This window comes from Amycolatopsis regifaucium, assembly GCF_001613935.1.
Taxonomy (GTDB): Bacteria; Actinomycetota; Actinomycetes; order Mycobacteriales; family Pseudonocardiaceae; genus Amycolatopsis; species Amycolatopsis regifaucium.
In genome coordinates this window covers 164,528-189,307 of the sequence record NZ_LQCI01000045.1, presented here as the reverse complement: position 1 = coordinate 189,307, position 24,780 = coordinate 164,528, and the positions used below count along the sequence as shown (strand labels likewise).

General features: G+C 69.2%; 20 protein-coding genes. 6 read left to right on the top strand and 14 right to left on the bottom strand.

Going from position 1 to position 24,780, the window contains the following annotated elements:
* Window positions 1-12: 12 nt before the first annotated feature.
* On the top strand, window positions 13-1,215 hold the full coding sequence (locus tag AVL48_RS31830; RefSeq protein WP_167386354.1) for a sensor histidine kinase: 1,203 nt from the start codon (window positions 13-15) through the stop codon (window positions 1,213-1,215).
* 7 nt (window positions 1,216-1,222) lie between these two features.
* Here AVL48_RS31830 and AVL48_RS31825 read toward each other — a convergent pair whose 3' ends face one another.
* From AVL48_RS31825 to AVL48_RS31770, 12 genes are all read right to left on the bottom strand, one after another.
* Window positions 1,223-1,564 (bottom strand): RNA polymerase-binding protein RbpA, encoded by a 342-nt coding sequence (locus AVL48_RS31825; RefSeq protein ID WP_034311760.1) that lies wholly within the window; start codon window positions 1,562-1,564, stop codon window positions 1,223-1,225.
* A 65-nt stretch (window positions 1,565-1,629) separates the two neighbouring features.
* A complete protein-coding gene (gene secG / locus AVL48_RS31820; RefSeq protein ID WP_037320935.1) occupies window positions 1,630-1,860 on the bottom strand; it encodes a preprotein translocase subunit SecG in 231 nt (76 codons plus the stop codon).
* 140 nt (window positions 1,861-2,000) lie between these two features.
* Entirely contained in the window at window positions 2,001-2,786 is a 786-nt protein-coding gene (gene tpiA, locus AVL48_RS31815; RefSeq protein WP_061980689.1) for a triose-phosphate isomerase, read from the bottom strand.
* Entirely contained in the window at window positions 2,786-3,994 is a 1,209-nt protein-coding gene (locus AVL48_RS31810) for a phosphoglycerate kinase (protein ID WP_279626634.1), read from the bottom strand. Before AVL48_RS31810 ends, tpiA begins: the two co-directional genes overlap by 1 nt.
* Before the next feature lie 9 nt (window positions 3,995-4,003).
* A complete protein-coding gene (gene gap / locus AVL48_RS31805) occupies window positions 4,004-5,008 on the bottom strand; it encodes a type I glyceraldehyde-3-phosphate dehydrogenase (RefSeq protein ID WP_061980687.1) in 1,005 nt (334 codons plus the stop codon).
* 184 nt (window positions 5,009-5,192) lie between these two features.
* Window positions 5,193-6,374, bottom strand: coding sequence for a winged helix DNA-binding domain-containing protein (locus tag AVL48_RS31800; protein WP_061980686.1), 1,182 nt, complete (start codon window positions 6,372-6,374; stop codon window positions 5,193-5,195).
* Window positions 6,375-6,414: 40 nt separating this feature from the next.
* Window positions 6,415-7,287, bottom strand: a complete 873-nt coding sequence (locus tag AVL48_RS31795; RefSeq protein WP_061980685.1) for a hypothetical protein — start codon at window positions 7,285-7,287, stop codon at window positions 6,415-6,417.
* A 176-nt stretch (window positions 7,288-7,463) separates the two neighbouring features.
* Window positions 7,464-7,880, bottom strand: coding sequence for a type II toxin-antitoxin system VapC family toxin (locus AVL48_RS31790; RefSeq protein ID WP_061980684.1), 417 nt, complete (start codon window positions 7,878-7,880; stop codon window positions 7,464-7,466).
* Window positions 7,870-8,136 (bottom strand): type II toxin-antitoxin system Phd/YefM family antitoxin, encoded by a 267-nt coding sequence (locus tag AVL48_RS31785; RefSeq protein WP_061980683.1) that lies wholly within the window; start codon window positions 8,134-8,136, stop codon window positions 7,870-7,872. Before AVL48_RS31785 ends, AVL48_RS31790 begins: the two co-directional genes overlap by 11 nt.
* A 47-nt stretch (window positions 8,137-8,183) precedes the next feature.
* Window positions 8,184-12,650, bottom strand: coding sequence for a coiled-coil domain-containing protein (locus tag AVL48_RS31780; RefSeq protein ID WP_061980682.1), 4,467 nt, complete (start codon window positions 12,648-12,650; stop codon window positions 8,184-8,186).
* Window positions 12,651-12,830: 180 nt separating this feature from the next.
* Window positions 12,831-13,571, bottom strand: coding sequence for a hypothetical protein (locus tag AVL48_RS31775; RefSeq protein WP_061981106.1), 741 nt, complete (start codon window positions 13,569-13,571; stop codon window positions 12,831-12,833).
* Between the two features lie 47 nt (window positions 13,572-13,618).
* Window positions 13,619-15,073 carry a hypothetical protein gene (locus tag AVL48_RS31770; RefSeq protein ID WP_061980681.1) on the bottom strand — a complete coding sequence of 485 codons (1,455 nt, stop codon included), beginning with the start codon at window positions 15,071-15,073 and terminating at the stop codon, window positions 13,619-13,621.
* 150 nt (window positions 15,074-15,223) lie between these two features.
* On the opposite strand from AVL48_RS31770, the gene AVL48_RS31765 reads away from it, so the two are divergent.
* The 3 genes from AVL48_RS31765 (at window position 15,224) to AVL48_RS31755 (ending at window position 19,244) form a co-directional block, all read left to right on the top strand.
* Complete coding sequence (locus AVL48_RS31765; protein ID WP_061980680.1) at window positions 15,224-15,661, top strand: PPOX class F420-dependent oxidoreductase; 438 nt, start codon at window positions 15,224-15,226, stop codon at window positions 15,659-15,661.
* 319 nt (window positions 15,662-15,980) lie between these two features.
* Window positions 15,981-18,485, top strand: a complete 2,505-nt coding sequence (locus AVL48_RS31760) for a PQQ-dependent sugar dehydrogenase (protein WP_143104707.1) — start codon at window positions 15,981-15,983, stop codon at window positions 18,483-18,485.
* A gap of 249 nt (window positions 18,486-18,734) precedes the next feature.
* Window positions 18,735-19,244, top strand: coding sequence for an NUDIX domain-containing protein (locus AVL48_RS31755; RefSeq protein ID WP_061980678.1), 510 nt, complete (start codon window positions 18,735-18,737; stop codon window positions 19,242-19,244).
* Here AVL48_RS31755 and AVL48_RS31750 read toward each other — a convergent pair.
* A complete protein-coding gene (locus tag AVL48_RS31750; RefSeq protein WP_244162462.1) occupies window positions 19,219-19,830 on the bottom strand; it encodes a TetR/AcrR family transcriptional regulator in 612 nt (203 codons plus the stop codon). The two genes, AVL48_RS31755 and AVL48_RS31750, sit on opposite strands and share 26 nt — an antisense overlap.
* A gap of 81 nt (window positions 19,831-19,911) precedes the next feature.
* Between AVL48_RS31750 and AVL48_RS31745 the strand changes: the two genes are divergently transcribed.
* The gene (locus AVL48_RS31745) at window positions 19,912-20,784 is read left to right on the top strand and encodes a sterol desaturase family protein (RefSeq protein WP_061980676.1); all 873 of its coding nucleotides are present in this window, start codon (window positions 19,912-19,914) and stop codon (window positions 20,782-20,784) included.
* A gap of 45 nt (window positions 20,785-20,829) precedes the next feature.
* Here the strand turns inward: AVL48_RS31745 and AVL48_RS31740 are convergent, their stop codons facing one another.
* Window positions 20,830-21,738 (bottom strand): hypothetical protein, encoded by a 909-nt coding sequence (locus AVL48_RS31740; protein ID WP_061981105.1) that lies wholly within the window; start codon window positions 21,736-21,738, stop codon window positions 20,830-20,832.
* Between the two features lie 81 nt (window positions 21,739-21,819).
* Between AVL48_RS31740 and AVL48_RS31735 the strand changes: the two genes are divergently transcribed.
* Window positions 21,820-24,777, top strand: a complete 2,958-nt coding sequence (locus AVL48_RS31735) for an FHA domain-containing protein (RefSeq protein WP_244162463.1) — start codon at window positions 21,820-21,822, stop codon at window positions 24,775-24,777.
* The last annotated feature ends 3 nt before the right edge of the window (window positions 24,778-24,780 follow it).

Sequence of the window (24,780 nt, the reverse complement as noted above, 5' to 3'; positions counted from 1 at the left end):
AGGTCGCCAGCGATGAGCACAGAGGGTCTCTCGATGCCAGGTATCTCGGTGGGCGGCTCCGGAGCGGACGCCGCCGACCGGATGCGCCGTGCCGCCGGGGTCATGTCGTTCGCCAAGATCAAACGTCCGGCGCTGGTCGCGCTGGGCGTCGACACGCTCGCGATCTTCCTGGCCGCGCTCGACGTCTGGCTGGTGATCCCCGAGAAGGCCCAGCCGTACTCCATCTATCTCTCCGGCGCCGCCTGCCTCGGCCTCGCCTTGCGCCGCAAGCTGCCGTTCCTCGCGGTGATCGCCACGGTCCCCGGTTTCCTGGCAGGCTGGTCGCAGCTCGCCGCGATGATCGCGCTCGGCTTCCTCGCCACCCGCAAGCAGATGCACTGGCAGACCTGGACCGGGTTCGCGCTCGTGTTCACCTGCCGATTCGTCCAGTGGCCCTTGCCGGACTTCGTCGAGCTCAGCTGGCGCGAACACGTGCTCGACGGGATCTACGGCGTCATCGTCGCCGGGATGCCGGTGGCCATCGGCCTGCTCATCGGAGCGCGGACCGAGATCTCGCAGAAGCTCTCCGAACTCGCCGCCAGCCGCGATCGCGAGCGCCGCTTCCACGCCGACGCCGTCCGCGCGGAGGAACGCGCCAGGCTGGCGCGGGAGATGCACGACGTCGTTTCGCACCAGATCACGCTGATCGCGATGCAGGCCGGCGCGCTGCAGGCACAGACGACCGATCCCCGATCGCTCGAAACCGCGCAGGTCATCCGGAAACTGAGCACCAAAACGCTCGAGGAACTGCGTTCGCTCGTGAGCGTGCTGCGCTCGGGTTCCGAGGACGACGGGCCGCGGCCCGGGATCAACGAACTCGACCGGTTGATCCGGGGCTCGGACGTCCCCGTGCACCTCACCGTCGAGCGGATCCCCGACCTGCTGCCCAGCCAGGTTTCCGCGGCGGCCTACCGCACCGTGCAGGAATGCCTCACGAACGTGCACAAGCACGCACCGGGCGCCACCGCGACCATCCGGATCCAGGGTGAGCACGGCTCGCTCAAGGTCGAAATACGCAACGAGCGCGCCCGGACCGCCGGTGCGGCCCTGCCCTCGGGAGGGCACGGGCTGACCGGTTTGGCCGAACGCGCTCGACTGCTGGGTGGGAGTTTCGAGACCGCCGACACCGAGGACGGCGGGTTCCGGGTGCGTGCCCGGTACCCGCTCGACCGGTGAGCGGCGGCTAGATCTCCCGGCGCTGGCGCAACCGCTCCAGCGCCTCGGCGAGAATGGCCTCGCCGTCGGCGTCGGAACGCCGTTCCTTCACGTAAGCCAGGTGGGTCTTGTAGGGCTCGGTCCGCGGCGCGGCAGGCGGGTTCTTCTCGTCCTGCCCACCGGGGAGCCCACAGCGCGGGCAGTCCCACTCGTCGGGAATTTCGGCGTCCATCGAAAACGAGGGCTGCGCCTCGTGCCCGTTGGCACACCAGTAGGAAATGCGGCGCCTCGGCGCCGACTCACCCCGTTCCGATTCGCCCGAAGGACCGGCACCCACACGGGTGCCTCGAATCGCGTTACCGCCAACCATGAATCCTCACACCTATAGGGATCGGCGGCGCGCCCCCCATAGGCACGCCGAAACACCTGGATCGATCAGACCTTGAGCAGGAGCCCGAGGCCGATGATGCTGATCAGCCACACCGCGCCCAGCAGCAGCGTGATCCGGTCGAGGTTCTTCTCGGCCACGCTCGAACCCGAAAGGCTCGACTGCATACCGCCACCGAACAGCGAAGACAGACCGCCACCCCGGCCCCGGTGCAGCAACACGGCCACAATCAGGAAAAAGCTGGAGGCGATCAACAGGATTTGCAGGAACAGCTTCATGTCATCCTCTGCGCTCTTGGAGAATGCAGGAAAACGGTGTGCCGCGGGTGGCTCTTGACCACCAGAACACACCGTACTCCTGGACTCGTCCACTGCTGTGTGACGGACCGGATACACAGGTTACCCGGTAGGTGCCCCGATCAGGGCAGGGGCCCGCCCGCGGCGAGTGCGCAGAGTTTGGTGAACTCGTCACCATCCAGGCTCGCACCACCGACGAGGGCACCATCGATGTTCTCGCAGGCGACGAGGTCACTGATGTTGTTGGCCTTCGCCGAGCCGCCGTAGAGCACACGCACAAGTGATGCGGTTTCGACGCCGTACTTCTCGGCGATGGTGGCGCGGATGGCTCCGCACACCTCTTCGGCGTCCGACGGCGTCGCGACCTTGCCGGTCCCGATGGCCCAGACCGGCTCGTAGGCGACGACGACGTCCTTGACCTGCTCGGCCTTGAGCCCCTTCAGGCCCTCGACCAGCTGGGCCGTGGTGTGGGCGATGTGCTCGCCGGCCTCGCGGACCTCGAGCTTCTCCCCCACGCACAGGATCGGCTTGATGCCGTGCTTGAGCGCGGCCTTGACCTTCTTGTTGACCAGTTCGTCGGTCTCGCCGTGGTACTCGCGCCGCTCCGAGTGCCCGACGGTGACGAAGCTGCAGCCCAGCTTCGCCAGCATCGGGCCCGACACGTCACCGGTGTAGGCACCTGAGTCGTGCGGCGACAGGTCCTGGGCGCCGTAGGTGAGCGACAGCTTGTCGCCGTCGGTCAGCGTCTGGACGCTGCGGATGTCGGTGAACGGCGGCAGGACCGCGACGTCGACCTTCGCGTAGTACTTCTCCGGCAGGGCGAAGGCGATCTTCTGAACCAGCGCGATGGCTTCGAGGTGGTTCTGGTTCATCTTCCAGTTGCCGACGATGAGCGGTTTGCGCGCCACTAGTCGTTCTCTCCCAGCACAGCGACTCCGGGCAGTTCCTTGCCCTCCAGGTACTCCAGCGACGCGCCGCCGCCGGTCGAGATGTGCGAGAAACCGTCCTCGGGCAGGCCCAGCTGCCGCACGGCCGCGGCGGAGTCGCCACCGCCGACCACGGTGAAGGCGTCGCTCTCGACCAGCGCTTCGGCCACGGCACGGGTGCCGCCGGCGAAGGACTCGAACTCGAACACGCCCATCGGGCCGTTCCAGAACACGGTCGCCGCGTCGGCCAGCTTGCCCGCGAACAGTTCGCGCGACTCGGGGCCGATGTCGAGACCCATGCGGTCGGCCGGGATGGACTTCGCGTCGACGACGTCGAACTCCGCGTCGGCCGCGAAGCCCTTCGCCGCGAGGACGTCCACCGGCAGGATCAGCTCGACGCCGCGTTTCTCCGCCTCGGCGAGGAAACCGCGGACCTGCTCCAGCTGGTCCTCCTGCAACAGCGAGTTCCCGACCTCGTGGCCCTGGGCCTTGAGGAAGGTGTACGCCATGCCGCCACCGATGAGCAGCCTGTCGACCTTGGTCAGCAGGTTGGCGATGACACCCAGCTTGTCCGACACCTTCGCGCCACCGAGGACGACGACGTACGGCCGCGCGAGGTCCTCGGTGAGCTTCTTGAGGACGTCGACCTCGGCCAGCACCAGACCGCCGGCGTACGCCGGAAGCGCCCGCGCGATCTCGTAGACCGAAGCCTGCTTGCGGTGCACGACGCCGAAGCCGTCGGAGACGAACGCGCCGCCCGGGACCAGCGCGGCCAGCTCGGCGGCCAGCTCCTGCCGCTCGGCCTCGACCTTGCTGGTCTCACGCGCGTCGAAACGCACGTTCTCCAGCAGGGCCACCTGACCGTCGGTCAGGCCGGCGACGGTGGCCTTGGCGGACTCGCCGACCACGTCACCGGCCAGCGGGACGTCGACGCCGAGCAGCTCGGTGAGCTTCACGGCGACGGGCGCGAGCGAGAACTTGGGGTCCGGCTCGCCCTTGGGACGGCCGAGGTGCGCCGTGACGACCACCTTCGCGCCCGCCTCGGCGAGCCGCTTGAGCGTCGGCAGGGCCGCGCGGACACGGCCGTCGTCGGTGATGGTCTCCCCATCGAGCGGGACGTTCAGGTCGGAGCGCACGAGTACGTACCGGCCCGAAACGTCCTCGCCCAGCAGGTCTTCGAGGTTCTTCAGCGCCATGGCTCAGGAGAGCTTGTTGCCGACGAGCTTGACGAGGTCCGCGAGGCGGTTGGAGTAGCCCCACTCGTTGTCGTACCAGCCGACGACCTTGACCTGGTTGCCGATGACCTTGGTCAGCGGCGCGTCGTAGATGCACGACGCCGGGTCGGTGACGATGTCGGCCGACACGATCGGGTCGTCGTTGTAGCGCAGGATGCCGGCCAGGGGGCCCTCGGCGGCGGCCTTGTACGCGGCGTTGATCTCGTCGATGGTCGCGCTCTTGGCGAGGGTGACGGTGAGGTCGGTGGCCGAGCCGGTCGGGACCGGGACGCGGACCGCGTAACCGTCGAGCTTGCCGTTGAGCTCCGGCAGGACCAGGCCGATGGCCTTGGCGGCACCGGTCGAGGTCGGGACCATGCTCAGCGCGGCGGCACGGGCGCGGCGCAGGTCCTTGTGCGGGGCGTCCTGCAGGTTCTGGTCCTGCGTGTACGCGTGGATCGTGGTCATGAGGCCCTGCTCGATGCCGAAGGCGTCGTTCAGGACCTTGGCCAGCGGGCCGAGGCAGTTGGTGGTGCAGGACGCGTTCGAGATGATGGTCTGCGAGCCGTCGTACTTGTCGTCGTTGACGCCCAGCACCACGGTCAGGTCCTCGCCCTTGGCGGGTGCGGAGATGATGACCTTCTTGGCGCCACCGGCGATGTGTGCCTTGGCGGCGTCACCGTTGGTGAAGAAACCGGTCGACTCGACGACGACGTCCACGCCGAGGTCGCCCCAGGGCAGGTTGGCCGGGTCGCGCTCGGCGAGCGCCTTGATGGTCTTGCCGTCGACGACGATGCCCTCGTCGCTGACGCTGACCTCGCCCGGGAAACGGCCGAGGATGGAGTCGTACTTGAGCAGGTGGGCCATGGTGGCGACGTCGCCGAGGTCGTTGAACGCGACCACCTCGATGTCGTGACCGGCGGCCTGCACGGCCCGGAAGAAGTTGCGGCCGATGCGGCCGAAGCCGTTGACACCTACGCGAACCGTCACTGCTGCCACTCCCTTGAGACTCGTCCGGGATCGCCCCGGAAAGACGTCCGTTACTCGGGCGCAACCCTAGCGTGCGCGCTCGGGCGGCCCTCTTTGCCCTGACGAGACTTCCACCACTCGGTGGGTCAGGTCAAGAATCGATCAAGTGCGTCGCTACCAGGACGTCTTGGGAAAACTCTCAGCTTCACTGTGCTAGCCGTCGCTCGAGCGGCGTACGCATCCGTGGCGTGACTCGCACCTCTCCGAACCACTCGGCCAGGTGGTTCGCCTCCGCCTCGACGGCCCGTTCGACGTCCGCGCCGACGTCCTCCAGGAAGTGATGGACCACCTCCCCGTCGGGACGCTGCGCCCAGCCGCCGACGATCCGGCCGTCGGCCCAGATCGTGGGGCCGATGTTGCCGGTGCCGTCGAACAGCGCCGCCCGATGCGGGCCGAGGTACCACTCGCGGTCGAGCCATCCCATCGACGTCGGGTCGAGAGCAGGGAGCAGCGCGACCCAGGGCTCAGGCTCCGGGACGGGCTCCACATCGTCGGCGAGCAGCACGCCGGGGACACCGTCGAGATCGACCTCGATCGGCTGAACGGCCGCGAGCGCCTTCTTGGTCTGCCCGACCGTCCAGCCCGTCCACCACCGCAGATCCGCGATCGGGGCCGGTCCGTAGGCGTGGAGCCACTTCCGGGCGAGTTCGGCTCTGGCCTCGTCGGCGTCCCGCACCGCGAGACCCTGGGGAAGCCAGTCCGCCATCGTGGCCCAGTAGTACTGGCTGCTGAGCCAGCTGCCGCGCGGACGCCCGCGCACGATGCGGCCGTCGACCGCGAGCTGGAACAGGACCCGGCTGGTGACGTTGGCGATCGCCTCGTACGGCTTGCCCTTCGACATCAGGAGCTGTTGCCTCAGCCGGGGCTCGTCCTCGGACAGCTGTTGTGCCGTCGCGGAACCGCGGGCCTTCAGCGCGCGCTCTGTCGCGTCCTCGACCTCGGCCAGCCAGCGTTCCGGATCGGGCACGTTCTCCGGGTGACCCTGCTGACCGAGGTGCTGTTCGAGCAGACGGCGCTGCTTCTTGGCGATGTCTGCCGAACAGGCCGCCTGGACCAGCGCCGCGTTCTCGAGCCCGGCCACGAAGACCGTGCGCCGCATGCCGAGGATCCGCACCAGCGTGCGCTCTTCGTAGAGCGCGTTCTCCAGTTCCGCGACGCCGTCACCCTTGACCCTGGCCCACGCCGAGAGGTGGACCGTCGCCGGATCCGTGGCGTGCAGTGCGACGACCGCGTCCGCGGCGGCGTGCACCGACTCCGCGGGCGCGGTGAGGCGATGACGCGTCGCGAGGCGGGCACGGCGCTGCGCGGTGTCGATCTTGGGGGTCACGGGATCGGTTCTATCACCGGGGTCCGACAAAACACCGCGATCAGTCCGCGTGCGGCCTGATCGCGTGCGTCGCGTCGGCGGCGCAGACGAGGAGGTTGACCGACGAGGCAGCCAGCTCCCAGCCTGGCCCCTCGTCCGGCTGGTCGCAGGGACAATCGTCGTCCCGGCTTTCCGAGCTTTCGAAGGACAGCAGGAGGTCGAGCCCGCCACCGCAGTCCGGGCAGAACAACGGGAAGTCTTGGGAGCCGGACGTCCACCAGAAGTTCAGGCCGCCGAGCTTGGAGCCGACGGTCAGCGAGGGCCAGGCGTCTTCGACGTCGTCGTCGACGAAGTTCCCGCGCTCGTCGAGGAACTTCAGCGTCGCCTTGAGTTCGGCGGGCAGCTCCGATGGGTGCGGATGGTCGACGACCTCGCACGACGCGAACGAACACGGCCGGGCGGGCAGGTACTCGTAATCCTCGGTCTGGAACAGCTCGGGCGGGCTCGCGAGCAGCTCGGCCACCCCGGCTGAATCCCGCCAGACCACCTGGACACCCGGCCCCCAGTAGCCGTGGCCGTCGTGCGGGTCCGGGCAGAACAGCACCTGCAACAAATCGGTGCCGTCGGGGAAGGGTGACTTCGGGAAGTCTCGCCGGAAGAACTGTGCCACGCCCGCCAGCGGCATCGCCTTCTCGCAGTCGTGCGCCGCTTCCAGCCCGGCCGTCGGCGTGTGGATCACGCCCGGCGCCGGCGCGTTCGGCGCGGTGTCGGGACAGTGCGGCCAGGGCTCGTCCGCGGGCCACAGCAATGGTCCGCCGATGTGGCTGTCGTATGCGGTCGGCGTCCCCGCTCGGGGATGCAGGCGGACCGCTGTCCGGGTGAACGGGGTGAGGTCGGGGAACTCGTAGCCGGTTTGTGACGAATCCGAAGGCATGACGGGAATGCTAGAGACAACGCGGGGTCTTCGGTCGTGTTTCGCCGCTTTCCCCGCCGTCCGCCGCTCAGCTCCGTTCCCGCTCGGCTTTCTGGGGTCGTGATCGGGCGGTGACGTGGGAGTGAGTGGATCCGGCCGGACGTCTCACCGCCGCTTCGTCATGCGAACGCGTCAGGTCAGTTTCCCGGCCGAGTGACCGCAACGACGTCGAGGAGTTCCTTGAGGCCTTCGAAATCCTGCGGATTGGTGGTGTACAACGGCATCCGGTGCGCGATGGCCACACTGGCGATCATCAGGTCGGCCACCCTGCGCCGGGGTGTCCTGCCCATCGCGAGCACGGACGCCGACACCCGGCCGAAGATCCGCGCCGCCTCGGTACCGAAGGGCAGCGGGTCGAACTCGGACTCCACCCGCTGCAACAGATCCGTGCGCCGAGCCCGTTCGGCCGGATCGGCGGCGTAATGCGGACCCGCCGACAGTTCGGCGAGCGTGATCGCGCTGATCGACATCAGATCCGGCAGCTGGGCGTGATCGATCCTTCGCCGGAGAATGAGGATGTTCGTGTCGAGCAGGCCGTGGACCTCAGCGGCCATAGGGATCGTCCGCCTCCCCTTCGAAGGCCTCGTCGAGGTCCGCGCGGAACCTGTCCGGGTCGATGAGCGGAGCGTTCGCCGAACCGGTGGCGAACTGGTCACGGGAAACGGCGTGCCGTCGACACAGCGGAACCAGCTGGGCGATGGGCGAACCGCTACGGGTCACGGTGAAGGTTTCACCGTGCTCGACCGCGTCCATGATCTCCCCGGAACGGTTCCGGAGATCACGCTGGGAGATCTCGTGTTGAACGCTCATGAGCGCACTATAGCGCTCATGTGCCCCAAAGTGCCACCCTGTGCCACCTAGGCAGTCTCCTCCTCCGGTTCCGGCTCTTCCGCCGGTCGCGTGAACAGTCGCGTCGCCGAAAGCCGCGCGACACCGTCGGGATCGCCGAGGTCGTCGGTCGCGTTGCGGATCGTCGCGTCGACGGACAGGTACTTGCGCCCGGCCCGCAGATCCGCGTCGTTGCGAAGCCGCACGATGAGCGGGAACTCGCTCAGCGCGCCCGCGTCGAACAGACCGGTCGTGTAGATCAGCTGGACACCCAGCGCCTCGGCCACCGCCCGCTGCAGCTCCAGCAGATACCCGGCCGACGCGCGGCCGATCGGGTTGTCGAGGAACAGCACCCCGGAGTGCCGGTCGCGCGCCTTGCCGCGGTTGTTGGCCCGCAGCGCGGCGAGCGTGCAGTACAGGATGATCGCCGCGGTCAGCTGCTGGCCGCCGGAGAACACGTCCCGGATCTCCGAGACGCGCTGGCGTTCGGTCCTCAGCACGGAGTCCGGCTTCAGCATGTCGACGCGAAAACCCTTGGGAGCGGCGGCCTGCACGCCGCGCAGCACGAGCGAAAGCCCGTCCCGCTTGACGTCCCGGCCGTCGGAGGTCTTCCCCACCGCGGCCTCGTCGACGACCTCGCCCAGTTTCTCGGCGAGCACGTTGTCTTCCAGTTCGGTGAAGCGGATCCGCAGGAACTCCTGGCCCGACCAGTCGCCGAGACCGTCCGGCAGCCGCGAAACCCGTTGTGCCGCACGGAGAGTGCGCAACGCGCCGTCGACCATGCCCTGCAGGCGGGTGATGATGCCGCCGCGGTGACGGTCGATCTGCGCGAGATCGTCGGTGAGCGTGCGCAGCCGCGGGCGCAAGGCTTCGGCCCACTCCGCGGCGTGCGCGGGCAGCTGGTCGCGGCGGACCGAAATCACCTGCTGCCGCACCGGGGTGCTGAGCTTCTCGAAGCGCTTGTCGGTGGCGTACTGCGCCAGCTGGTCGGCCGCGGCACGCACCCGGCGGTCGCCGGCGTCGGCGGCGTCCTGTGCCTCGGTGAGAGCGGTGTTGAGCCGGGAATGCCTGGTCCGCGCGGACTCGACGTCGCCATCGAAGGCCACCGCGTCGTCCTCTTTGGACAAAAGGTGTGCCATCGACTCGGCCAGCAGGCCGAAGCCGGACGCGGAGGTCCTCGCGGATTCCAAAGTCGCTTCGGCCGCGGCGCGGCGCTCCTGCAGTTCCTCCCACTTCCGCGCGGCGGCGGACACTTCCAGGCTCGCCTCGTCGATCAGCTCCAGGCCGTGCTCGATGTCCTTCGGCCTGGCGTCGAGGGCGAGCGCGGACGGCTGTTCCGGAAGCTGGCTCAGTTCCGCCTTGCGGGTGGCGACGAGACCGACGATCTCGATGCGTTCCTCCTCCAGCACCGCGACCGCCCGGTTCGCCCGCGCCTGCGCGGCCGCCCGCGCCGAAGCGTCGGAACCGTCCGGCGTCTCCAGCAGCATCGAGGCCCGCTCGCGGACCGCGTCGTCCAGTGCCTCGACGGCCGCCCGCGCGGACGCCTCGACGCTTTCCGCCTGGTCGAGTTCGGCCCGCAGATCGCTGCCGACCTCGACCTTCGAGTAGGCCTCGGACGCCGACGCGAAGGTGCGCCGCAACGCGTCCACCGGTTCCGCGGGCGTGGGGTCGGTTTCGGTGACGTCACTCGAACCCGGGACCTCGGCCAGTTCCGACTTCGCCGTCGTCGCCGTGCGGCGGTGCCCGTCGGCGGTGCGCTGTTCCTCACCGGCCTGCTCACGCAGCCGGGACGCCTTCACCGCGGCTTCGGACGCCGTCGACTCGGCCCGCTCGGCGGTCTCGGTCGCGCGTTCGACGTCGTCCGTCCATTCGGGAATCTTCGCGGCCCGCGTCGCGAGCGCCTCCAGCCCGCGAGCCCGCTCCCCCGCCTCCGCCGAAGCCGTGCGCAGTTCGGGAATCCGCTCCCGCAGCCCTGCCGCCTTCTCGCCGAGGCGCTGGAATTCCTTCTCGGCCTGGTCCAACGCGGTTCGCGCGGTCTCGTGGGCGGTACGCGCGTGCTGCAGCTGCTCGGCCAGCGTCGCGATGCTGCCGGGCGGATAGTCCTCCCGCCAGGTCTTGAGTTTCCACGACAGCGCGGCGTCTTCGGCCAGCGAAGCCGCCAGCGCTTCCAGACGGCGCTGCCGTTCCGCGTGCCGCAGCGCGATGGCCTCACGCTCGGCGTCGGCGGCTTCCTCGTCGTACATCGCCGGGTTGGGCGGAACGAGGAATTCGATACCCGACTCCCCCGGCAGGCGGTCGGTCGTGGTGGCCTCGGTGGTGGCGACCGGGATGATCGTGGTGGGCAGCAAGCGCCGCTCCGCCAGCACCTTTTCGGCGAGCCGGACCTGCTCCGGTTCGTTGAGCAGGATCCCCGAGACCAGCTGGGGCGCGCGGGCCAGCACGGCCGCCCGCCGCTTCTTGTCCAAAGTGGACAGGTAGCGCCAGCCGGACCACGCGGTCATCCCCGCGGCTTCCAGCGCGTCCAACGCGGCCTGGACCTCTTCGGTGGCGGGCAGGAGACCGCCGGAACCGAGCGCGTTCAGCGCCCGCTCGTCGACGGATTCCTCCATCCGCAACGCCGTCTGTTCCTTCTCCGCGGTCGCGCCCGCCTCGCGAAGGCGTTCCAGCAGTACCGGGAGATCCGTCTCCAGCGCGACATCGTCGGCGCCGAGGAGTTCGACCAGCCGGGGTTCCACGGCGAGCGCGTCGGTGCGCCGGTTGGCGCGGTCCAGTTCTTCGGCGGCGCGCTCCAGCCGGTCCTTGGTGGACCCGGCGAGGCGGTGCGCGTCGTTGACCGTCGCCTGCGCGGCCCGCAGGTCCTCGGCGACCCGTTCGAGTTCCTGCTCGCGGCGGACGAGTTCGGCGGCGGTCGTCTCGGCTTCGGCGCGGGCGGCCCGCGCCGCGTCGGCGACGTCCGCCCCCGCTTTGAGCGCACCGGACCGGACGGCTTCCGCGATCTCCTCCCGGATTTCGGCGATCCGCGCGCCCAGGCCGCGAGCCTCCGCCCGGCGCGAGGCGGCGAGGTTCGCCGACTCGTCGCGTTCCGCCTGTGCCTTCTCCGCTTCGGCACGCAGGGCGCCGACATGGGCTTCGGCCTTCGCCGCCTGATCGGTCGCGTTCTTGGCCAGTGCCAGCAGACCTCGCGCGAGCGCGGCCGCGGCGGTGTCGCGCGCCTGCAGCGCGGGCTGCGCCTTCTGCTCCCGATTCCCCACCAGTTCCCGGAAATCGCGGGCCTTGCGGGCGGCGTTGAGGTGGTTGAGCACGGTGGCGCATTCACGCCAGGCTTCGGCTGCGGTCTTGGCCTCGGCGAGTTCGCCGTTGATCCGCTTCTTGCTCTCCTGTGCCTCGTCGAGCCGCAGTTTCCCGACCAGCCGCCGGAGTTCGGTGACTCCGGCGGTGAGGCGGCGGTGGTCGCCCTCGGCCAGCTTTTCGGCCGACTTCACCTCGTCGACGTGCTGTTCGAGACCACTCAGCCGCTCGTTCTCCAGCTTGTCGCGAGCCGCGACCTGGCCGGCCAGCGTCCGCATCTCGGCACGGGCGGCGTCGGCGAGCTTCCGCGACGCGGCGGCGACGCCTTCCTCCTCCGCCAGCGGCGTGAGCAGATCGAGCGCGCCCGCGACGAAATCCCGCTCCGACAACAGGTCTCCGCGCTGGGCGAGGTTGTGCGCGTAGGTCGCGACGACCTCGGCGAGATCCTTCGGCTCGTCCTCCGACAGCACCGCGCGCAGCAGGAACTCGACGAACGCCTCGTCGGTGCCGAACGCGAAGGCGTCCGCCGCCTCGCCTTCACCCGCGTTCATCGCGCGCTGATACCGGAAAAGCTCGGTGTCGAGGCCGAGGCCGTCCAGCCGGGACGTCCACTCGTGGTGACGCCGCGTCCAGAACAGCTCCAGTTCCGGCTCACCGCCGTGCACCTTGTCGAGCCGGTCGTGGAATCCCGACATCGTCAGCAGCCTGCCGTCCGACGTCAGCGGCAGCGAGTCCAAGTCCAGCGACGGCGTGGGACGGAAGCAATACCAGGAGTCGACGAGGTTCTCCGAATCCGCCGACACCACGTGCCCGCGCCATTCCGACACCTTGCCGGTGATCACCCGGTGACCGGTCTCGACCTGCAGCCACTCCAGCACCACATGCGAGACGTCCTTGGCGGCGACGAACTTCTCCAGCACCTTGGTGTTCGTCGTGCCGACGACCTGACGGCGGCCGGGCAGCATGACCGAGAAGATCAGCTTGATCAAGACGGACTTGCCGCCGCCGTTCTCCAGGAAGAGCACGCTCGCCGGCGACGGGCGCCGCGGCGGGCCCTCCCCGGCCAGGTGGATCCCGGCGCTGAACAGCGCGTCCTGTTTGGGCGCGGTGATGGCCGCGCCGACGCCGCTGAAGTCCAGCACGACGTCCTGATAGCGCGCGCCCGCCGGGCCCACCGAATGCAGGCGAACCCGCGAAAGCTCGTACATCTCTTCCCTCCCCTTATCCGAGAACCCGCGTCCGCGAACGCGTCGCCAGGGCGCTGGTTCCCTTTGCCGCCCGCGCCGCGCTTCCCGGCGCACTGCCGCCGCGATAGCGGGGCCTCCGGCCTGGGCGGGTTCGCATCAGCTGGTTTCCGCTCGTCACCACAGCTTCGCCCACCGACACCTCTAGAGCGTGTCCGACGCGGCCGCGCGCAGCGTCCCGCCGCCGTTGGCGACCGAGACCACGTTCAGCGCGAGCAGATCGTCGAAGGCCGCGTCGGCGGCGAGTTCGCGCACCTGCACCTGATAGCGCGGCGTGGTCCGGTAGGTCCCGCCCTGTTCCCCGCTGACCTGGACCAGGAAACCCTGATCCGCGAGGAAACGCAGCGCCCGCGCGACCATGCCGCGGGTGGTGTCCGACGCCAGCCTGCCGTCCTTGGTCGCCGCCGCCGCGGGACGCCTCGCGTAAGCGCGCCAAGCCTGTTCGAGTTCGGGAGCGTCGGCGAGCGGGTCGTTGTTCGCCTCGGCCTCGGCCGCGCGTTCGTCGAGCATCCGGCAGGCCTCCCGCACCATCGCGTCCACCTGTTCGACGCTGACGCGGCCGATGTAGGTGTCGTTGGCGAGGTCGTCGGGGCGCGGATAGCCGAGCGCGGCGGTGGCCAGGTGGATGAGGCCGTGCAGGACCTTCTCGGTCTCGCGGCGTTCACGGATCTTGCTCTGCCGCGCGTAGCTGTCCATCTTGATCTCGAAGACGGACTCGTCGGTCGCCGCGAGCACCGCACCGGCCTGGAGGTTGACTTCGAGCACCATCAGCCCGAGCCCGGCCGCGACCGCGTGCGTGAGCTGCTTGAACGCGCTGTCCTCGCCGTAGCGGCGGACGAGATCGCCGTAGACGACGTCCCGCGACGGCAGTTGCTTCGGGCGCATGCCGAACGAGACCAGCCGGGCCGCGGATTCGACGTCCCCTGATGTCGTCACGCGACCTCCTCCTCTTCCTGGTCATCACGGTCCACCCGCGCCGACGAAAGCAGCAGATCCGCTCCGCCGAACTCGGGGTCTTCGAGCAGCGTGCCGTCGTCGACGGCCAGCAGCACCTGGCGCTCCCCCAGCCGGAGCGCGGCGCCGACCTCGGGACTGTAGGCGTGCACCGCCCGCAACGCGACCAGAGCGGGCAGCCCCGGGTCGATGCGGCGCGCCTCTTCGAGCAGCCCGGACAGCCGTCGCGGTACCTCGGGCAGGTCGAGCAGGTCGTCGGCGAGGCGCCACTGCTCGTCGCCGAACTTGTCGGTGACCTCGGCCGGCATCAGCTCGGGTTCGGGGATCTCGCCGACGAGCTGGTCGCGTTCCGGTGCCGGCCGCAGCAACAGCGACACCAGCGAGGACAGCGACGGCACGGTCGGCGGGGAGATCCCGGCGCCGGCGTGGAAGAACGATTCCGCCGGTGCGACGGCGTCGGCGATCGGCAGGCCCAGCGTCGGCATCAGCAGCTGGCCGAACAGGTCGATCGTCGCGCGCTGCGGCGGCCCGGAGAACTGCTGGCGGTCCTGTTCGGCGCGGAACACCGCCCCGGCGTCGGCCAGCCGCGACTGCAGCCGGGTGTGGCGCCGGATGCAGTCGCTGACGATGTCGACGAGTTCGGCGGCGCGGCGTTTGCGGTCGGGGTCCTCGGTCTCGTCGCGGGACGCGGTGATGTTCTTGAGGATCGCGTTCTCCGCGCGGAAGCGGGACTCGATATGGGACAGCGCCTGGTCCAGCAGCTCCGGGACCTCGCGCTCCCAGTCGACCGCGCGGACGTCGCGCCGGGTGGCGTCGAGTTTGGCACGCAGCGTCTCGCCGTATTGGACGGTGCGGTAACGGGCCTGTTCGGCGGCGAGCTTCGCGTCCGCGAGGCGGCCGCGGTTGATCAGGTTCTCCAGTTTGACCTCGGCCGCGATCTGCGCGGATTCGACGTCGGTGTCCAGCGCGCCGACGAGGACGTTGATCGCCTCGTCGGTGGCGCGCAGGTAGACCTCGCCGTCGGGCGCGGCGAGTTCGACGAGCAGTTTGAAGTCGAACTGGCGCCGCTGGTAGCCGCCACCCGGGCCGATGGAGCCGTAGACGCGGCGGAAGCCGCGATCGGTGGTGCCGACGTTGATCAGGTTGTCGAGCACCCAGCGGGCGACCTTCGCGTGCTCGTCCGGGGTCCGGCCGGGGGCCTGGAGCGCGACGAACGGCAGCAACCGCGCGATGACCTGTTCGTGATCGGCGCCGGTGTCGAAGTCCATCGACACGGTGACCTGGTCGATCGTGTGCAGCGCGATCTCGGCCATCTGGTAGATCGTCGCGTCCGCCCAATCCAGCTTCGCCTTGCGCGCGTCGAGGTCGTGCAAGGGCGCGGTGCAGGCCAGCGCCTTGAGGCGGCGGGTCAGCCCCTCGTCGGCCAGCCCCATCCCGGTCAGCTCGTCGTCTCGCACAGCAGGCCAGGCTAGTCGCCGCCCCCGACACCCCGCACGGGTGACCGGCCTCGGCCCGGCGGTGACCGGCCACTCACGAGTGACCAGGGCTGCTCACCACGGAGACTTGCCGGTAGCGTCCGGTCCATGCGTGAGATGAGCCGGGAAGAGTGGTGGCAGTTCGCGAGCGAGGGCACCCGTACGGGCATGCTCGGCCTGGTCCGGGCCAACGGCGCGCCGATCGTGACGCCGGTGTGGTTCCTGCTCGACGAGGGGCCTGACGGCGACGAGCTGATCTTCACCACCGGGACGGACACGCTCAAGGGGAAGGCGATCCGCCGCGACGGCCGGATCTCACTCGCCGTCGACGACCAGAAGCCGCCGTACTCCTACGTGCAGTTCACCGCCGAGGCCGTACTGCACAACGACTACGACGAGATGCTCGAGTGGGCGACCCGGCTCGGTGGCCGGTACATGGGCGCCGACAAAGCCGAGGCCTACGGCAAGCGCAACGCCGTCCCCGAGGAGTCCTTGGTGCGCGCCAAGATCACGAAGGTCATCGCGCGCGCGGACATCGCCGGCTGACCGACCCGCGTCTCGCACCCCCTAGAACGCGTTCAGTCCTCTGAATGCGGTACTTGCCCGCGCAAGTACCGCATTCAGAGGACTAAACGCGTTCTTGCGTGACGCTCCGTGTTGATATTGGTGGACTATTGACACAAAGCACGAGCTGGTGTGTGATCTGAACCATAGATAGGAAAGTTTCCTAACTAAAACTCCGCTTCCCCGCCGGGCTCGCCCGGTGCGCCGTTGTACCTCCCCGACCCCGACCGCACGCATGGAGGCACCAGTGGCACCCCGACCACCGTGGCGCGCGCTGTTCACCTGCGCCGTCGCAACGGCGATGACCTTCGCCGTCCTCCCGGCCCTGCCCGCCGGCGCGGCGGCGACAGACCACGAATCCGAGGCCGCGACGATCTCCCAAGGCGCCGTCGAAGCGAACCACGCGGGCTATTCCGGCACCGGGTTCGTGAACTTCGACAACGTCGTCGGCAGCTATGTCGAGTACACCGTGAACGCCGCTCAGGCCGGCACCCAGACCCTGACTTTCCGCTACGCCAACGGAACCACGGTCGACAGGCCGGTTTCGCTGAGCGTCAACGGCACCGCCGCCGGCACCCTGTCCTTCCCCGGCACCGGCGCGTGGACGACGTGGAAGACCGTGACGAAGGACGTCGCGCTGGCCGCCGGGGTCAACAAGATCCGTACCACCGCGACGACCGTGAACGGCGGCCCCAACGCGGACAAGCTCACCGCGAGCGGAGTGCTCGACGCCGAAGCGCCGACGCCGCCCAAGAACCTGGCCGCCAAGGACGTCAAGGCCCGGTCCGCCACCTTCACCTGGGAGGCCGCGACCGACAACGTCGGCGTGGTCCGGTACGAGGTCATGCGCGGCGGCAACGTCCTGAAGACCGTCGACGGGAACACGCTCACCGCGACCGTCGACAACCTGACGCCGAACACCGCCTACGACATCTCGGTCGGCGCCTTCGACGCGGCCGGAAACCCCTCGCAGCAAAGCAATGTCGTGCAGTTCACCACACCGCCCAGCGGGGACACCACGCCGCCGACCGTGCCGGGGAACCTGCGTTCGACGTCGGTGACCGCGAACAGCGTCTCCTTGGCGTGGAACGCTTCCATCGATGACAGCGGGACCATCGCCGGCTACGACGTCTATCAGGGCACCACGAAGGTCGCGACGACCCCTTCGCTCGAAGCGACCATCACCGGGCTGACGGCGAACACGTCCTACACGTTCACGGTGAAGGCACGGGACCTCGACGGCAACGCCTCCGCGGCGAGCACCGCGCTCTCCGTCAAGACGGGCGGCGCTTCCGGCGGCGGAATCCCCGAATACGACAAGGACATCACGAAGGTCGACCTCGCCTGGTCCGTGGACTTCCTGCCGGACGGCACGGCGCTGGCCACCGAACGCGACCGCTTCGAGATCCTGCGGATCACGCCGTCGGGCCAGAAGACCACGGTGGGCAAGGTTCCCGGCGCGGTCGGCACCAGCGGCGAAGGCGGCCTGCTCGGCATCGCGATCTCGCCGAACTACGCCACCGATCACGCGATCTACCTGTACCACACGGCGTCCGGCGACAACCGGATCGTGAAGATGACCTACGACAACGGAACCCTGTCGTCGACGTCGACACCGGTACTCACCGGGATCGCCAAGAACCGTTACCACAACGGCGGAAGGCTGCGCTTCGGCCCGGACGGCAAGCTCTACGCCACCGCCGGCGACGGGCAGAACAAGGAAACCGCGCAGAACAAGGGTTCGCTCAACGGGAAGATCCTGCGGCTCAACTCCGACGGATCGGCGCCGGGTGACAACCCGTTCTTCTCCACCGGCGGGAACGCCCGGTACGTCTGGAGCTTCGGGCACCGTAACCCGCAGGGTCTGGCGTGGGACTCCCGTGGCCAGCTGTGGGCGTCGGAGTTCGGTGACGGCACCCAGGACGAGCTCAACCTGATCCAGAAGGGCGGCAACTTCGGCTGGCCCCAGTGTGAAGGCACCACGGGCACCTGCGGTGGCACGGTCGCGCCGAAGAAGACCTGGCCGACCAGTTCCGGCGGGCCGAGCGGGATCGAGATCGTCAACGACTGGATCTACGTCGCGGCCGTCACCAGCCAGCAGCTGTTCGCCACGCAGATCAACGCGTCGGGCAACGGCGTCGGCTCGGTGCAGTCGCTGTTCTCCGGTCGCTGGGGCAGGCTCCGTTCGGTCACCAAGACGCCGGACGGCGGCTTGTGGGTCACCTCGACCAACGCGGACAAGAACGGTGGCACCCCGAGCGCGATCGACAACGTGGTGGTACGCCTGAAGTTTCCCGGCGGTGGCCAGCCCGGCGCGGTCAAGCTGACCAGTTCCGCGTTCGCCGACAACGCCTCCATCCCGGACAAGTACACCTGCGCCGGCGACGGCACCGCGGGTCAGGACACCTCGCCACCGCTGGCGTGGGGTGCCGGGTCCACGGGCGCCAAGGGCTACGCGGTCGTCTTCGCCGACGTGGCCAACAACGGCAACAAACTGCACTGGGCGATCTGGGACATCCCGGCGGCCGCGGCGTCACTGCCGGAAGGCCTGGGCTCGGGCTTCACCGTGCCTAACCAGAACGGCGCGAAGCAAAAGGCCATGGGCAGCGGATCGAACGCGCAGAAATACTTCGGCCCGTGCCCCGGCGGCTCCACGCACCCGTACACGTTCACGCTCTACGCGCTGAACACGGCGACGGTGCCCGGCCTGACCTCGTCCTCGACGATGGCGCAGATCGAGACGGCGATCAAGAACGCCTCGACGGCCAACGTCAAACTGCGCGGCAATTCCAAGGCCGCGACCTGAAACGCGGCTGGGGTGCCCGGAGCGGCGCCGGGCACCCCAGCCGTATCCACCGCGTACGCCGACGATCGCCACCCCGTCCGGGATTTCCCGTCGAGGTGGCGTTTTCGTCGCCGCGCAGGCGGCGGACGAGCGTGTCGACGTCGGGCAGTCGTCGCTGCGCCACGCCGATGGGTTCGCCCGAGCCTTCGTACTGGCGATGCTCGTAAGTTCCCTCCTTCCGGTCCTTCACCGGCCACTAGGCTTCGGCCCGTGAAGGACTGGAAGTTCTGCCCCCGCTGCGGCGCGGGCACCCGGCTCGCCGGGACCGGTGAAGACGCCCATGTCGCGTGTCCCGCGTGCCGCTTCACCAAGTACGACAACCCACTGCCGACCACGGTCGGTCTCGTCCTCGACGGCGATCGGATCCTGTTGCTGCGCCGGGCCCATGAGCCCCGGAAGGGCGGATGGGACACCGTCGGGGGCTTCCTCTCCGGCGGCGAAACCGCCGAGGAGAACCTCGTCCGCGAAGGACGCGAAGAAATCGGCTGCGAACTCCGGAATCTCCGGTTCGCCGGCTCGTATTCGTCGGTCTACGGCGACACCGGCCTGAGGACGATCGGGCTGGCCTTCACCTGCGAACTCCCGCCGGACACGGAAATCGCGCTGTCGGAAGAGAATTCCGGATACGCCTGGTTCCCGCTGGACGACCGTCCGCCGCTCGCCTTCGCCGACGGCGAGGCCGCCGCGGCCGCGCTCACCAGCCGAACAGGTTCCGCATGATCCGCGCGCACCGTTCGGTCATCGCCGCCGCGTCCTGATCCGGCTGGTCGATCCACCAGCTGATGAGTGAATCGACGACGCCGGTCCACACCTGGGCGATGGCCTCGATGTCACGCTCGTCGTCGAGCCCGCGCGAGCGCATCAGCTGGGCGGCGCCGACCAGCGCGAACCCGTCGAGCCGGAAGAGGTAGTCGGCGGCGGCCCCGGCGATCTCCCCGGTCGAGGGCACTGTCGGGTCGCGAAGCAGCTTCCACGCGTAGCGGTCGTGGTCGAAGGTCTCGAAGATGGCCGAAAGCACCGCCAGCGGCATCCGCTCCGGCGGCTCGCTCTCCCGCGCCATCGTCTCGGCGACGCCTTCGGTAAGCCTGTCCCCCGCTCGGTGCAGGCAGGCGAGGTACAGCCCGTCCTTCGAGCCGAAGTACTGATACAGCAAGGGTTTCGTGACGCCGACCCGGCGGGCGATCTCCACCATCGACGCCCCGGCGTACCCGTTCCTGCCGAACTCCTCCGTGCCGGCACGCACGATCTGCGTTTCCCGCTCTTCACGGGGCACGCCCTTCGTGCCGACGGCCCTTGCTTCTGTCACGGCGGCTATCTTACCCTGAGGTAAATGACCCAAAGGTAAGTTACCTCAAGGTCAGATCGCGGCGAGAAAAGGAGCGGTGCGGTGGCGGATTTCCTGGCCCATCTGAGTGACCCGGTGCTGATGGCGACACCGGTGTTCCTGCTGTTCGTCGCGATCGAAATCCTCGCTTTGCACGTACTGGGGCACGACGACAACGTCATCGGCTACAGCGTCAAGGACACCCGGACCAGCATGGCCATGGGCGCGGTGGCGGTCGTGATCAACGGCGTCTTCCGCATCGCCATGCTGTTCGTGTTCGCCGCGCTCTACCAGCTGGCACCGGTGAAGTTCAGCCCGGACGACTGGTGGACCTGGGTGCTGATGCTGCTCGGCCAGGAGCTCGTCTTCTACGCCTACCACCGGGCAAGCCACCGCGTCCGGCTCATGTGGGCTGGCCACCAGGTCCACCATTCGAGCGAGCACTACAACTTCTCGACCGCGCTGCGGCAGAAGTGGACCCCGTACTTCCAGCTGCCGTTCTGGTCGATCCTGGCCTTCGCCGGCATCCCGCCGTGGATGATCCTCACCGGCCTGTCGATCGACCTCGTCTACCAGTTCTTCGTGCACACCGAGAAGATCCGGAAGCTGCCGCGCTGGTTCGAGTACGTGTTCAACACCCCTTCACACCATCGAGTGCACCACGGCAGCGACAAGGAGTACCTCGACGCGAACTACGGCGGCATCCTGATCATCTGGGACCGGATGTTCGGCAGTTTCGTGCCCGAGGGCAAGCGGCCGACTTACGGGCTGACCAAGAACATCGGGACCTACAACCTGCTCAAGGTCGGCTTCCACGAGTACGGGTCGATCCTGCGTGACGTCCGCGCGGCCGGATCGTGGCGGGACAAACTCGGCTATGTGTTCGGCCCGCCCGGCTGGCAGCCCGCGAAGACACCGGCTCCCGCTGTCCGTTAAGCCGCGCCACTGGTTCGGGGCTCGTGAGTGAACCGACCGAAAGCCCTACCTCAGCGCGGCGGAAAGCACTTCGCCGGTGCGGCGCTTGGCCAGGTAGAACGCCGCTTCGTGCGGTTTGGCCCCGTTGTCGACGATGTAACCGCTGTCGAGGACGCCGTCCGCGCCGGGGAAGAGCGGCGTGAGATCCGGGCGGGCGGCGACGAGGTCGTCGCGGTCGGCAAGGTTCACCCAGCGCGCGACACCGGGCGGGACGGACGGCGGCTGGGGGCGGGTCCGCTCGTAGACCACCGTGCGCAGGCCGAGCGGCGAGCCGAGGGTGAGCAGCAGCGGCAGCGGGCGGCCGTGCAGATGAGCGGCTTCGTAGGCGACGACGGAACCGAGCGAATGGCCGATGATGACTTCGGTTTCCGGGCCGATGTGCTCGGCGACGCGATCCTGCACGCGGTTCCGGATCGTCTCGTCGGTGAGGTACAGCGTCACTTGTTTGAGTGCCTTGACCACCACGCGTTCGGCGAACGCGACCCCGAGGCGGGCGAACGGCCGCAGTCGCACCAGCGCGTTCAGCACCGGGCGGGCGGCGGCGCGCACGCCCTGTTCTTCCCCGCGATCCGCCGTCAGCCGGGCCAATTCGGCCTGGGCCCGGGCGCGGTCGGCCTCGCGTGCGGCCGACGACGCCGCGTTCCGCAGCCATTCCGCGGCCAGCGCCCCGGCGAGTCCCCATTCCTCGGCGGTCAGCTCGTCCGCGCCACCCTGCTGACCGTCACGGCGGAAAAGGTCGCCGTAGAAGGCCATCCGCGCCGCGCCGGGCCGGGCGTCCCGCCAGAGCTCGTCGGCCAGCGCGGGGTCACCGGCGAGCCGCACCCCGCCCGCCAGGCTCGGCAGCCATTCCGCCTCGAGGGTGTCCGCGGACTTCTGTTCCTGGGCGATGCCGTGCACCAGAACGATCCGAGCCACCGGCACCCCTTTCCCGTATCGACACGCACAGTATCGCGCATGCCCTTGCCGGTGCCCCTTCGATGAGACAAAGTGATCTCCGTGGGAGAGCGGAGGTCACTGGTCGTCGCGTCGCAGTGCGAGGCGTTGAATCTGTTGTCGTTCCTCCCGGACGCGGGCAAGCAGGTCTCGGCGGCATTGCTCGATCCGGGGATCGGCGGCTGCGTTCCCGCTCTCGCGGACGGTCGCGGACTGCTCGTCGACCCGACCATGGTCGAACTCGACGACGCGTTGGCCGAAGCGTTCGAGCGCGCGTCGGAGGACGAGGCGACGCTCTTCCTCTCGCTCGTCGGGCACGGCGAATACGCCGACGACGACTTCTACTTCCTCACCAAGGACACCAGCCTGCCGGTGGACAGCCGGAGGTCGTTCCTGTTCGCGCAGCGGATCAAGGAACTCCTCGGCCGCTACTCGATGCTGGACGGCCTGGTGATCCTGCTCGACACCTGCCACGCCGGCATCGGGGCGTTGCAGGCGGGCAGGCGCTGGCTGCGGATCGTGGGCGAGGCGGGGAAACGGTTCGACCTGCTCACCGCGTCCGACGACCGCGTCGCGGCCAACGGCTGCTTCAGCCGCTCGCTGGTCACCGTGCTGCGTTCGGGGCACGAGAGCCTCGGCGAGCGCGTCCGCTGCGCGGATCTCAAACGGGTCATCGCCGGGCTGTGCCCCATGCAGACCGCGGTGCACCTGGGTTTCGACGGCACCCGTGAAGTGACCGAGGCCGATCAGGGTCTCTGGATCGCGCTCAACTCCTCCCCCACGTGGCGCCGATCGCCGCTGGCGGGCAACCCGGCCGCCCCGCTGATCGAGCGGCTGACCGAGGACTACCAGCCGGACCCCCGGCTCGGGCAAACCGTCGGACACCTGCTCACCGGGGCACGCCTGGTCGCGATCACCGGCGGCGAGCGGTCCGGGAAGTCGACCATGCTCGCCGCGCTGGCGCGACCGTCGGTGGCCGGCGCGTACGTGCCGCCGGATTTCCTGCACGCCGTGCTGTTCGCCGCACGCGGCCGGACCGCGGAGCAACTCGCGCGGGAGCTGGCCCGCCAGTTGCGGCGCACCGTTCCCGGTTTCAGCGAAGCGGACGAGACGTTTTCGAGCGATCTCGACGACGATGCGCGCAGCGGTGCGAGCGCTTTCGATCTGGTCCTTCTCGGCCCCTTGCGCACTCTCGCTCCACAGTGGACGGACGGCCACGTGCGGATCGCGGTGGACGGGCTCGACGACCTCGACCCGGACGTCGGTGCCCGGCTGAGCGACTTCCTCCGGAGCCTGTCGGCCGATCCGGCGCTGGGGTGGGTCAAGACGGTGATGGCGACGCGTGAGCGGAGCGGCCTCACGGCCGCCGCCGTCACCGTCGACATGTATCCCACCGGACGTAATCGGGTGCTCGGTACCCGACCGGAGCCGGACCGGACTCAGGTGGTGCCCGGCAGGACACGGCCGGTGCCGGGACAAGTGCGCCCGCCCGGCGGTTCGCCCACCTCGCCGAAGCTCACGCCCGGCACCCTGATCATCGACGTCCCCGGCCAGCCGCCGGTCAAGCACGAACTGAACTACGGGCTCATCACCCTCGGCCGCAGCAGGAAGGCCGCGCTCCGCCTCAACGACTCGCGGGTTTCCCGGCTCCACTGCGAGATCCGCTGGGACGGCGAGACAGCGTGGCTGACCGACCTCGACTCCGCCAACGGCTCCTTCGTCAACGGGCGCCGCGTGCTGAACGCCGTACTGACCCACCGCGACGTCGTCCGGCTCGGCGATTCGACGGTCACCTTCATCAATGTCACCCAGGAGGAAGCCTGGCCGGAGTCCGATGAGGACACCGGCGCGACGGCCGCGCCCCAGCCCGCACGGGCGGTTCTCCTGGACCTGCTGCGCGTGGCCGCGGGCCGCGGCCCCATCCCGATCTCGATTCTCACCAAGGCGAGCGCGGCGAGCGGGGGCCCGGACAGGCAGGTGCACGTCCGCGACGTCCTCGTCGAACTCGGTGACTCCGTCAGCCGGACGCAGGCGGGTCTGGCCGACGAAACGGTTCTGTGGACGGGCGCCCTGCCTTCGCCCTTCCCCGACGTGGCGAGGCGGCTGCGACTCCGGCTGGCGGAGGCGGCCTCGGAGGTGGCGCCCGTGACCGGGGACGACGAGCCGACCCTCGAACAGAGCTACGCCGGCGCCAACGAGGCCGAGTACTTCTGGCTCGCCGATCTGCACGAAGACGCGTTACGCGCCCTGGAGCGCCGGGCGTCACCTATTCCCGTCGAGAACCGGGAACGCTGGGCGGCCTGGACCAACCGCGCGGCCCGGCAACTCGGGGAGACCGACCGGATCACGTTGCGCTGCAAGGCAAGGCATGCCACCTGGACCGGCAAGGCGGGGGACGCCGCCACGGCACTCGCGCGGTTCGAGGAGCTGTTGCCGATCGTCACCGCCGCACTGGGTGAAGGCGACGAAGACGTTTTGAGCGTCCGCAACAATATCGGGCACCTCCTCGCCGAATCAGGTCGCTTGGAGCAATCGCGGGCCGCGTTCGAAGCCCTGGTCTCCGACGCCACCCGGTCACTCGGCCCGGACCATCGCGAGACGCTGCACGCGCGCCATTTCCTCGCGGTGGCGACGGGCAAGACCGGGAACGGCGAGGAAGCCCTCCGGCTGGCACGAGAACTGCTGCCGGAGGCGAAACAGGCCTTGGGCGACGACGAGATCGTCGGTCACATCCGGCACAACATCGCTTTCTGGAGCGCCGAGATCGAGCACCCCCCAGCCGTTGTTTCGGAGTACCGACGGCTCCTCGACGAAGCGACGGGACGGCTGAATGACCGGCATCCCGACGTCCTCGACCTCCGGTTCGGCCTCGCCCTCACGCTCGCCAAAGCCGGTCAAGTCACCGAAGCCCTCTCGGTCTGGACCCAGTTGCTCGACGATTCCGTCGAAGTCCGCGGCGAACGGCATCAGGAAACCCGGAAGATCCGTACGCAGCTCGAATACTGGGGTGCCAGGGAGTGAGCG